This window comes from Arthrobacter sp. YD2, from assembly GCF_030410475.1.
Taxonomy (GTDB): domain Bacteria; phylum Actinomycetota; class Actinomycetes; order Actinomycetales; family Micrococcaceae; genus Arthrobacter_B; species Arthrobacter_B zhangbolii.
On the sequence record NZ_JAUHHB010000002.1, the window covers coordinates 217,587 to 227,910 of the forward strand.

Below are 10,324 nucleotides of genomic sequence, written 5' to 3' on the forward strand. Positions count from 1 at the left end.
CTAAACCCGGTGGTTTCCGGAAGCTGCGCCGGGTGCATAATCCTTTCATGAGCCTGCCCGGGAGAGTACCGCCGCTGCTGCACAGCCTGGCCCGCCTGCTGCCGGAGCAGGCCGGGGACGCCGTGTCCTGGTCCGGGCGGCGCTGGTGGTGGGCGGGCCGGCTGGACGTTGAAGGGCTCGCGCTGGGTTCCCTGCAGATGCTGGCTGCCGCCGTCGCCGCCTACGCGTCGTCTACTGGTCGCGGGACGCGGATCAGTTTTACGTCCGACGGCGCTGCTGCCGCCTTCGCTTCCTACGCGCACGTGCGGATCAACAACAGGCAGGCCCAGGGGTTCGCTCCGCTCTCCGGGTTCCGCCCCACGGCCGACGGCTGGGTGCGGCTGCATGCGAACTATCCACACCATGAACGGGCCCTGTTCACGGCACTCGGGGCGGAGCACCCCGGGGAGGTGGACGCCGCGGTCCGGGGCCGTACCTCGGCGGAGGTGGAAGCGGTGGTAACGGCGCACGGCGGGCTGGCAGCCGAGGTGCGGACACCGCAGGCATGGGCGGACTCGGAGCAGGGGCGTGTCCTGCAGGCCGAACCCTGGCTGCGGCTGGAGCTCGACGCAGTGGATCCTGCTCTGCCGCCCCGCCCCGGAAACGCCGGGCCCCTGGACGGGCTGCGCGTGCTGGACCTGACCCGGGTCATCGCCGGCCCTTCGGGGAGCCGCCTTCTGGGCGCACTCGGCGCCGATGTGCTGCGCGTGGATCCGCCGGCCATTCCGGAACTGGAGGACCAGTACGTGGACACCGGATTCGCCAAGCGCAGCGCCGTTGCGGACCTCGCCGGTGCGGAGGCCCGCCGCCGGCTGCGTGCCCTGCTGGCGCAGGCCGACGTCGTCCTGACCGCCTACCGCGGCGGATCGATGGCCCGGCTGGGCCTGGACCCGGCCTCGCTGCGGGCAGAGTACCCGCAGCTGGCCGTGGTGTCCCTGGACGCCTGGGGCGACCGGGGGCCGTGGGCGGAGCGGCGGGGTTTTGACAGTATTGTGCAGGCTGCCACCGGTATCTCGTACCTGTACGGCGGTGCCGGGGAAGACGGCGGCTGGCGGCCCGGCGCGCTCCCCGTGCAGGCCCTGGACTACGCGACCGGGCTGGGAATGTCCGCTGCCGCGCTCGCCCTGGTGGCGGCGCGCCGGCAGGGGGTCGCGGGTTCAACGCACCTCTCGCTGGCCCGGACGGCGCAGGAACTGCTGGCGCTGCCCGGTCCGCCGCCGGGGACAGAGCCTGCGGCGCTGCCCGGTCCGGCGCTGCGCAGCGGGTTTGGAGACTATGGGTCGCTGACCTACGTACCGCCGCCGCTGCAGATCAACGGTCACCAGCTTGAGTATCCCTGGCTTCCGCCGCGCTATGGCAGCGCGGACCTGGCCTGGCGGTGATGCTAATCCCGTGGGGGACGCCGCCGTTGCTGCTTGGTCGCTGAGCGCTGTTTCTTGGCATCCAACCGCCGGTAGTTCGAGCCCCGGGTGGGTTTGGTCCTGCGCCGCTTCGGCGGTGCGGGGGCGAGCCCGTCTGCGACCAGGGCTGCGAGCCTGGCCAGGGCGGTCTCGCGGTTGCGCAGCTGCGAGCGCTGTTCCGACGCCGTCACGGTGAGTACGCCGGCAACCAGCCGGTTCTGCAGGCGCCCGAGCAGCATCCCGCGCTGTTCCTCCGTAAGCACCGCCGACCCGGCAACATTCCACAACAGCTCAACCCGGCTGTCGGAGGTGTTCACGTGCTGGCCGCCCGGACCCGAGGAGCGGGAGAAGCGCCAGGTGAGCTCCGCTGCCGGGATTGTGAGCGCAGGCGATACCACCAGATCCATGGTTACAGCCTCGCATGGAACCGGCCGTACCCGGATATCAGCCGTCCCGGGATATCAAGCGGCCGGCAGCATCATTGGCGCAGGAACAGCACCCCGGCGAGGAGGATGCAGGCCATCCCGGAGAGGACCAGTGCCCACAGCAGTGCCCTTACGGGTTTGCGTCCTTTCCGGGTCAGCACATACACCATGGCGGACGCGCCAAAGCCGATGCCCGCAGCCGCGAGAAGGAAAAAGCCCGGGGGAGGGGCCGGGGCCGCCGGACTGTCCGTCGCCAGGACTCCGGTGACCGAGAGGACAAAGAACACTGCGCCCAGCGCCATGCCGCCCAGCAGGGGAGCCGTGAGCCTGCCCGGCCGTGCCGCGGGTTCGCCCATGATGCGGTTGGCCCGCTGCGTTCCGTGGAGGGCTTCCTGCCCCGCAAAGAAACCCCGGGCCAGCGCCTCGCGTTTCCTGAAGCCGATGAAGCAGAGCAGCATAACTACCGGGCCGATGACGGCGCCGGGCCAGAATACTTCCATGTGAACCCCCGGGACGGCTGCGAGACAGGAGCCGGCGGGCGGATGGAGTCCGCCCTGCTCCTGAGTCGGCAGGCTACCCCGCCGGGCCATGGGCTGTCAGCGGCACTCAGTCAGGAAGACTACCTATGCGGCTGGGAGGGCGCAGGTATCCGCTCAGTTCGCCTTCACTACCGGCAGCTCGCTCCACTCGGTGGTGTAGCGCGGGGAGGAGTATTTGCGGGACATGGTCCATTCGGGTTTGGCGGTTGCCATCCCGGCGATGCCCAGGCCGATGCTCGCCGCCCCGTATTTGTCCGTGACCCGGCCCAGCAGCTCGCCCAGGTTCCGGCGTTCCTGGGCGGAGACGAATTCCTCGAAGAGCGGCTGCGCTCCGGCGGCCTCCAACCCGCTGAGCATCACCCCGGCCTTGGTGTACGGCACGCCTTCGACCACCTGGGCGTCCAGAGCGTTGACCGCGGCCCGGCTGAGCAGGACCGGGTCCGACGTCGGGGCGGCCAGCCGGACGGTGGCGGACGGGAAGGACGCAGCGGAGGTGCTGAAGTGCGAGGTTCCCGCATAGGCGGTCAGAACGGAGGCCTGCTGGCCTTCCCGCTCCAGCCGCGCTGCGGCCTGCTGCGCGTAGATACTCATTACCTGGCGCATATCCGCCAGGGTGGTCACGGGCGTGGAAAAGCTGCGGGAGAAGATGAGCTGCTTGCGGTCCGCGCGTTCGTCGAGCGGGATGCAGGAGATCCCGTTGAGTTCGAGCACCGTGCGCTGCAGGATCACCGAGAATTTGCGCCGGATCATTGCCGGGTCTGCCGCCCGCAGGTCCGCCACGGACTCGATTCCCAGTGCCGCGAGCCGGACCCCCAGCCGGGAGCCCACACCCCACAGGCCGGTCACCGGTACCCGGGACATGATGGTGTCCACGACGGCGGGGTCCATGGTGTCCAGGTTGCACACGCCCTGCAGGTGCCGGTTCTGTTTGGCGATCCGGTTGGCGAACTTGGCCAGGGTTTTGGTGCTGCCGATGCCCACGCAGACGGGCAGGCCGGTGTGCCGGGCGACGGCGGCGCGGATGGTCGCACCCTGGGCGTCCAGTTCGGCGGGGGTGCCGGCCAGGCCAAGGAAGGACTCGTCAATGGAGTAGACCTCCTGCCAGAGGGCATAACGGCCCAGCAGTTCCATCACCCGCGAGCTCAGGTCGCCATAGAGCTCGTAATTGCTGGAGCGCTGGATCAGGCCCGCCTGCGGGGCGGATTCGGCGAGCTGGAACCAGGGGGTCCCGGTCTTGATGCCCAGGGCCTTGGCTTCATCCGAGCGGGCCACCACGCAGCCGTCATTGTTGGAGAGCACCACCACGGGCACGCCGGCAAGCTTCGGGTCGAAGGCGCGCTCGCAGGAGACGTAGAAACTGTTCACGTCCACCAAGGCAATCCGTTCGCCGGAAGCGGCCGTCCCGGGCGCGTCAGACATGGTGCAGGCAGCGCGTCACAACGCCCCATACCGAGAGTTCGGACGGTTCCGCCACCTCGATGTCCGCATACCCCGGGCTGTCCGCCCGCAGCAGGATCCGGCCGCCGTCCAGCAGCAGCCGGCGTACCGCCAGCTCACCGTTCACCACGGCAACCACGACGGCGCCGTCCCGCGGAGTGAGTGAGCGGTCCACGATCAGTTCATCTCCGCTGCAGATACCGGTGCCCGCCATTGAATCGCCGTCCACCCGCACCACGTAGGTGGAAGTGGGGTCGCGAATGAGGTGCCGGTTGAGGTCTATCCGGCCGTCGAAATAGTCGCGGGCGGGGCTGGGGAAGCCGGCTGCCGTTGCGGCGTCGGACTCCGCCGGCGGTGTTGTCCTGCGGGAACGGTCTGCTGAAAACACCGCCATGTATCCGCCTTCCCGCCGGGCTGCACTAGAACAAACGTTCGAATGTCCAGACTAGCACCGCCGACGTCGGGGCGGGGGCAGCGGTGGCGGTCCGGCAGCCGGGCGGGTCCGTCTTCGGGTATCCGTGCCGCTGATTGGCAGGCTTACCCGGCCGGAGCACACTGCCGGGTGACGCAGCTGACGGACGTTCCGTCAGGAAGGGGCCAATGGCGGCTATACGATTTAAGCCATGATCATTGAGGTACAGATCCCGCCGAAGCTGGGACGGGAACTGGAGGAACTGGCCGAGGAACAGGGGGTGCCGGTCGAAACGCTGGTGGTCAACGGAGCCCGCCTGCTGCTGGAGCACCGCTACCGCCGTAACATGCAGGGCTGACTGTCCCGCCGTCGTCGGACGGGACAGTCCTGCGTCGCGTTATCCCTTGAGCGGGATGCCGCGTGCATCCGTGCGGAAGGGCTGGGCGTTGCAGAGGATCATGATGCCTTCCACAAATCCCCAGACGCCGGCAAAGCCGCCGGTGAACACGGTCGCCACCACCTGGGCTGCGCCGATGCCGGAGTTGCCCAGGTAAAAGCGGTGCACCCCGAAGGCGCCGAGGAATACGCCCAGCAGACCGGCAACCACCCGGGACTTCTGGGACGGGTAACCCTGTGCATAGGGTCCCTGCCCGTACGGGGCGGGACCGAACTGGTTCTGGCCGTATCCGGGCTGCGGGTGGTGCTGCCCGGGGCCGGGGTAGTTCTGGACCTGGTTCGGGTAGGCCTGCGGGGGCTGGCCGCCGGGATAGCCGGGGTATTGCGGCGGCGTCTGGTGCTGGCCGGGGTAGGCATGGCCCTGCTGCTGGCCCGGGTACTGCTGGGCCGGATACTGGCCCTGCTGCTGGTTCGGGTACTGCTGATACGGTGCCTGCTGCGGGGCCGGGGACTCCGGAGGCCGCGGTGCCGGCCGCGGTTCGTTGGACTGCGGGTAGGCGTACTGGTCGCCGTCGGGACCGGAATTGGAACGTGCTCCGTCACCCAGTCCCGCAAACGGGTTTTTATCCGACATGCTGTTGCCTTTCATTTGGCCTCTTGCAGGCACTCTAACAGTCAAACACCGGTTGCCGGCGACTTCTTCCGCCGCTTGCCGTCGGCCGCGCCGGCGCCGGCCCACGCAGCCAGGCGGTCGCTGACATCCATCCAGCCCGCGTCCGGAACCTGCGCCTGCGGATGGGCGTCATACCAGCCCAGGATTTCGCGGGCGCCGGCAGCAAAGGGAATGGCCGCACAGTACTGGGGAACCAGGGCCTTGATCTTGGTGTTGTCGAAGACGGAGGAATGGCTTTTGTCTCCCAGCAGTCCCGGGCCGCGCCCCGGATCATGGGCCGCGATGGTCTCGGACGCCACGTGCACCAGCTGCGGTTCCGGCACCCCCGCCGCTGAGGCCAGGGTGCGGTAGACGGCATCCCACGGCAGGAACTCATCGGAGGTGATGGTGAAGCTCTCCCCGACGGCGGCAGGCCGGCCCAACAGTCCGACGAACCCCGTGGCAAAGTCCCGGCTGTGCGTCAGCGTCCACAGGGACGTGCCGTCACCGTGCACCAGAACCGGCAGCCCCGCCCGCATCCGGTGGATATCGGCCCAGCCGCCGATCAGCGGCACCTTGGTCGCGTCATAGGTATGTGAAGGGCGCACGATGGTTCCCGGGAACCCCTCCGCACGGTAAGCCTCCACCAGGACATCCTCACCGGCGATCTTGTCCCGGGAGTACTGCCAGAACGGATTACGCAGCGGGGTGGACTCCCGGACAGGCAACTGCGACGGCGGCTTCTGGTACGCCGAGGCGGAACTGATGTAGACGTACTGCCCGGTACGCCCGCGGTACAGCTCCACGGCAGCGGCCACATGGCCGGCAGTGTAGGACACGAAGTCCGCCACGGCGTCGAACTCCCGGTTCCCCACGGCGGCGCGGACGGCGGCGGGATCCCGCACATCGGCGCTGAGATGCTCGACGCCGGCCGGTGCCGGGCGCGCCCCGGAGACGCCCCGGTTCAGTACGGCCACGCGGTGCCCCAGGCTGCGGGCGCGGGCGACGGCGGCGGAACTGATCACGCCGGTCCCGCCGATGAAGAGCAGATTCAATGCCACGCGATGCCTTACTCGAGAGGTCCATGACCGAAGTTCCTCCGGCCCGCTCCTTGACGGGGTCGGGAAGCCGGGCTTAGGTGGAGGTTCCCGGCACCCAACTGCACCCAGCCTAAGCCACAGGCCGGGGCGGACTCCCAGGAAGGGCGACGCAATGACCGACAGCCCAGGCATCCCTGTCCCGGATCTGACACTGGGCAATTCAGTGCCCATTCCGCAGCTTGGGTTCGGTGTCTTCCAGGTTCCGCCGGAGCGGACGCAGGAAGTGGTCGAGGACGCGCTCGCCGCCGGATACCGGCACATCGATACCGCGGCAGCCTACGGCAATGAAGCCGGAGTGGGGGCGGCCATCGCGGCGTCGGGCATTCCGCGCTCGGAGATCTTTGTGACCACCAAACTGCGCAACGGGGACCAGGGCCGGGCCCGGTCGGCGTTCCTGGAGAGCCGGCATACTCTGAACCTCGACGTCGTGGACCTCTACCTGATCCACTGGCCGGTCCCGTCGCAGGGCCGCTTCGTCCAGGCCTGGAAGGAACTTGAGGGCCTCTATCAGGACGGGTTCATGCGGGCCATCGGCGTCTCCAATTTCCTGGTGGAGCATCTTGACGCCCTGGCCGAGCAGAGCCGGATACTGCCGGCCGTGAACCAGATTGAACTTCATCCCGGTTTCCGCCAGGCAGCGCTCGCCGCCGAGACCGCGGCGCGGGGGATAGCGGTGCAGGCGTACTCGCCGCTGGGGCAGGGCACCGGCCTCGACGCGCCCGAAGTTACCGCGCTCGCGGATAAATACGCTGCCACACCGGCCCAGGTGGTGCTGGCCTGGCATCTGGGGTCGGGCAGGATCGTCATTCCCAAATCAGCGGATTCAGCGCGGATGCGGGAAAACCTGGCCGCCGCACAGCTGGACCTGGCCCAGGAGGACCTGGACGTTCTGGACGGCCTGGACGAGGGCAGCCGGCTGGGTGCGGACCCGGCGACGGCCGATTTCAGCCAATACTGAGGGGCGGCGCCCGGCATACGTGTCCGGGGTCGGGAATCTGCCACCGCTGATGAAGGAGGATCGTGGGACCAGGTGATGCCCGTGGAGCCGGGGCTTCAGGACTAGACGGGGCTTCCGCAACAGCCGGGGCCGCGGGACCAGTCGGGGTTGGGGCGGAGCCTTCGTCCAGGCTCTTCCGGGCTTCAGTTATTTTGCTCGTGCTCGCCCCACTGTGCAGTGTTATGGGCTGGGCCGGATTTCTGTTCGTCCTTGGTCAGCAGGCGGTGCCCGGGTGGGCCGTCGGCGGTGTTCTCTTCCTGACCGCCATGGTGTTGCTGAAAGTGGATTCGTCCAGACGGCGATCATCAATTACCTTCAGGGGCCGGAACCGGCGCAACCGGTGGCCTTGGTTCGTGACCCTGCCGGCGGTTGTCTCGGTCCTCTTCAGCGGGCTGGGCGCACTGGATGATGTTTCCAGCGCCAAGTATCACGTCCTCTCACCGGCCAACAGCGATGGTTGCCGTGTGGCAGTGCGCGAAGTCTCGTTCCTGTTTGCCGGCAGCGGTACGGTCTACGTCGTCAACGCCGCCGGCATCGGCTGGAAAGTCAGTTCCTGGACAGCCGATGACGGGTACGAGCCGGTTAGCAGTGGAAATTATGAGCTCAAGTGGCACTCCGACGGCGGTTCGCTCCTCCTTCACAGCAACGGCGATCCAGTCTGGCCGGGTTTGCATGAAATCAATTGCCGGGCGGCACCTTAGCGGTTTGCGTCCTTCACCGCTGGATCGTTCAGCACTGCGTTCTTCAGCCCTGCGTCCTTCAGCCCTGAGTCCGGTCCCGGACCGTCCTGTCGCCCAGCGCCTGTTTGCGGCTGTTGTTTTCCCGCCGGGTCACGGCAGAGGCCCACACCCAGGTGGCCCGCCGCAGGCCGGCGTCCTCCCACAGCACCTGCACTGCCCGGGAGGACCAGCTGCAGGCCTCACCCTTTACCCGTTCGGCCGCTCCGGGAAACCTGATCCAGGCCCAGACCGGCACGCCGGGCACCGACGTGGTGACCGGATTGTGCTCGAAGTCCAGCTCCTCCGGCGTCAGGCCGATGGGCTCTGCCCGCCGGACCAAGCGGGAAGCGAGCCGCTCGGCAGCGTTTTGGTTCATGCTTTAAAAATAGAACATATGTTCGAAAGAAAGTAACCGTTCCTGCCGTGCGGGGGAGGGTTGCCGCTCCTGGCCGGGCGGACCATGGTGCACAATGGGTGCCATGTGCGGACGCTATGTCATGGCCAGGGCGACGTCGGACCTCGTGTCAGCGTTCGCCGTCGAACAGTCGGTGGGCCCGGATGTGCTGCCGTCCTGGAATGTGGCGCCCACGGATGACGTGCGGATTGTCACTGAACGGTTCCGGCAGGAGGAGCCGGTCCGCCGGCTGGCGACGGCGAAATGGGGCCTGGTGCCGGTCTGGGCCAAGGATCCCAAAATCGGAGCACGGATGATTAACGCCCGGCGGGAAACCATCCTGGAGAAACCCGCCTTCCGCAAAGCCGCCGTTAAGCGCCGGGCCCTGGTGCCCGCGGACGGCTACTACGAGTGGGAGAAAACCGCCGACGGGAAGATCCCCACGTACCTGTACTCGGAGAAACAGGATCCGCTGGCCTTTGCCGGTCTCTACGAGTTCTGGCCCGACCCGGCACTGCCCGAAGACCACGAGCACAAGTGGCTGCTGAGCGTCACCATCATCACCACGCAGGCCACCGACGCCCTGGGCCACATCCACGACCGGACGCCGCTGATCATCCCGCCGGACCTCTACGCGGACTGGCTCGACCCGAAGCTGACCGGGGGCAGCGACGTTGCGCAGCTGCTCGACGCCGTGCCCGAACCCGTCCTGACCCCGCGGGTGGTCTCCAGCCAGGTGAACTCCGTGCGGAACAACGGCCCGGAACTGATTGAGCCTGCGAGCGCGTGAGGGTGAGCGCGTGCCCGCGAGCGCCTGAGCCGGCCGGCTACCAGGCGTAGTCCTCCGGTGCTGTGCGGTGGCCGGGGAAGATTTCGTCCAGCCGGTCCAGGGTCTTTTGGTCCAGGGTCACGTCCAGGGCCAGGAGCGCCTCATCCAGTTGTTCCTGGGTGCGCGGTCCCACCAGCGGAGCCGTGACCGCAGGCTGATGCAGCAGCCAGGCCAGGGCCAGGACCCCCGGACGGATCTCCAGTTCGGCGGCCAGGTCCTCGTACTCCCGGATCTGCCCCCGGTGCTTCTCCAGCAGGTCACGTACCCTGCCCTCGGCCCGGCGCCCGCCGGCGTCGGCCTCCTTCTGCAGGATCCCGCCCAGCAGCCCGCCCTGCAGCGGTGACCAGGGCAGCAGGCCCAGCCCGTACTGACGGGCGGCGGGAATGACTTCCAGCTCCACGGTCCGGTTGATCAGGTTGTAGATACTTTGTTCGCTGACCAGGCCGGCAAAGTTCCGCCGCCCGGCGTTCTCCTGTGCCCGGGCAATGTGCCAGCCGGCGAAATTGCTGCTGCCGTTGTAGATGATCTTGCCCTGGGTCACGGCCACTTCCATGGCCTGCCAGATCTCGTCCCAGGGAGTGTTTCGGTCGATGTGATGGAACTGGTAGAGGTCTATGTAGTCCGTCTGCAGACGCTTCAGGCTGGCGTCCAGGGCGCGGCGGATGTTCAGGGCGGACAGGAACGTGTCATTGGGGCGCTCGCTCATGGAGCCGTAGAGCTTGGTGGCAATAACGGTGTCCTCGCGGCGGCCGCCGCCCTTGGCGAACCAGCGGCCGACAATCTCCTCCGTCCAGCCCTTGCGCTCCCAGCCGTAGACGTTGGCGGTGTCGAAAAAATTGATGCCGGTGTCCCGGGCGGAATCCATGATGGCGTGCGCGTCCGCCTCGTCGGTTTTGGGGCCGAAGTTCATGGTGCCCAGGCAGAAACGGGAAACGGACAGGCCGGAGCGGCCAAGATGGGTGTATTCCATCGGGCCATTGTGACC

The 10,324-nt window shown here is 67.9% G+C and carries 13 protein-coding genes; 5 read left to right on the forward strand and 8 right to left on the reverse strand.

Annotated features, from left to right (window positions below; genetic code table 11):
- Nucleotides 1–47 precede the first annotated feature (47 nt).
- Entirely contained in the window at nucleotides 48–1,421 is a 1,374-nt protein-coding gene (locus QWJ37_RS07620) for a CoA transferase (RefSeq protein ID WP_290244952.1), read from the forward strand.
- Between the two features lie 2 nt (nucleotides 1,422–1,423).
- On the opposite strand, the gene arfB is transcribed toward QWJ37_RS07620, so the two are convergent.
- The 4 genes from arfB to umuD form a co-directional block, all read right to left on the reverse strand.
- Nucleotides 1,424–1,846 (reverse strand): alternative ribosome rescue aminoacyl-tRNA hydrolase ArfB, encoded by a 423-nt coding sequence (gene arfB / locus QWJ37_RS07625; RefSeq protein ID WP_227927695.1) that lies wholly within the window; start codon nucleotides 1,844–1,846, stop codon nucleotides 1,424–1,426.
- A 71-nt stretch (nucleotides 1,847–1,917) separates the two neighbouring features.
- Nucleotides 1,918–2,364, reverse strand: a complete 447-nt coding sequence (locus tag QWJ37_RS07630) for a hypothetical protein (RefSeq protein ID WP_290244953.1) — start codon at nucleotides 2,362–2,364, stop codon at nucleotides 1,918–1,920.
- Between the two features lie 153 nt (nucleotides 2,365–2,517).
- Nucleotides 2,518–3,822, reverse strand: coding sequence for a Y-family DNA polymerase (locus tag QWJ37_RS07635; protein ID WP_290244954.1), 1,305 nt, complete (start codon nucleotides 3,820–3,822; stop codon nucleotides 2,518–2,520).
- On the reverse strand, nucleotides 3,815–4,234 hold the full coding sequence (gene umuD / locus QWJ37_RS07640; protein WP_227901638.1) for a translesion error-prone DNA polymerase V autoproteolytic subunit: 420 nt from the start codon (nucleotides 4,232–4,234) through the stop codon (nucleotides 3,815–3,817). The genes QWJ37_RS07635 and umuD overlap by 8 nt, the downstream gene beginning before the upstream one ends.
- 229 nt (nucleotides 4,235–4,463) lie before the next feature.
- Between umuD and QWJ37_RS07645 the strand changes: the two genes are divergently transcribed.
- On the forward strand, nucleotides 4,464–4,610 hold the full coding sequence (locus tag QWJ37_RS07645) for a hypothetical protein (protein ID WP_227901639.1): 147 nt from the start codon (nucleotides 4,464–4,466) through the stop codon (nucleotides 4,608–4,610).
- 39 nt (nucleotides 4,611–4,649) lie between these two features.
- Here the strand turns inward: QWJ37_RS07645 and QWJ37_RS07650 are convergent, their stop codons facing one another.
- Together QWJ37_RS07650 and QWJ37_RS07655 are read right to left on the reverse strand one after the other, a co-directional pair.
- The gene (locus QWJ37_RS07650) at nucleotides 4,650–5,282 is read right to left on the reverse strand and encodes a TM2 domain-containing protein (protein ID WP_227901641.1); all 633 of its coding nucleotides are present in this window, start codon (nucleotides 5,280–5,282) and stop codon (nucleotides 4,650–4,652) included.
- A gap of 41 nt (nucleotides 5,283–5,323) precedes the next feature.
- Entirely contained in the window at nucleotides 5,324–6,361 is a 1,038-nt protein-coding gene (locus QWJ37_RS07655) for an NAD-dependent epimerase/dehydratase family protein (RefSeq protein WP_290244955.1), read from the reverse strand.
- Between the two features lie 151 nt (nucleotides 6,362–6,512).
- Here QWJ37_RS07655 and QWJ37_RS07660 point away from each other — a divergent pair, with 151 nt between their 5' ends.
- Nucleotides 6,513–7,358 (forward strand): aldo/keto reductase, encoded by an 846-nt coding sequence (locus tag QWJ37_RS07660; protein WP_227901644.1) that lies wholly within the window; start codon nucleotides 6,513–6,515, stop codon nucleotides 7,356–7,358.
- A gap of 221 nt (nucleotides 7,359–7,579) precedes the next feature.
- Nucleotides 7,580–8,098 carry a hypothetical protein gene (locus tag QWJ37_RS07665; RefSeq protein ID WP_290244956.1) on the forward strand — a complete coding sequence of 173 codons (519 nt, stop codon included), beginning with the start codon at nucleotides 7,580–7,582 and terminating at the stop codon, nucleotides 8,096–8,098.
- Between the two features lie 58 nt (nucleotides 8,099–8,156).
- Here the strand turns inward: QWJ37_RS07665 and QWJ37_RS07670 are convergent, their stop codons facing one another.
- The gene (locus QWJ37_RS07670; RefSeq protein ID WP_290244957.1) at nucleotides 8,157–8,492 is read right to left on the reverse strand and encodes a hypothetical protein; all 336 of its coding nucleotides are present in this window, start codon (nucleotides 8,490–8,492) and stop codon (nucleotides 8,157–8,159) included.
- Between the two features lie 103 nt (nucleotides 8,493–8,595).
- On the opposite strand from QWJ37_RS07670, the gene QWJ37_RS07675 reads away from it, so the two are divergent.
- Nucleotides 8,596–9,300 carry an SOS response-associated peptidase gene (locus QWJ37_RS07675; protein ID WP_290244958.1) on the forward strand — a complete coding sequence of 235 codons (705 nt, stop codon included), beginning with the start codon at nucleotides 8,596–8,598 and terminating at the stop codon, nucleotides 9,298–9,300.
- 37 nt (nucleotides 9,301–9,337) lie between these two features.
- Here QWJ37_RS07675 and QWJ37_RS07680 read toward each other — a convergent pair whose 3' ends face one another.
- Entirely contained in the window at nucleotides 9,338–10,309 is a 972-nt protein-coding gene (locus QWJ37_RS07680; protein ID WP_290244959.1) for an aldo/keto reductase, read from the reverse strand.
- Between the last annotated feature and the right edge of the window lie 15 nt (nucleotides 10,310–10,324).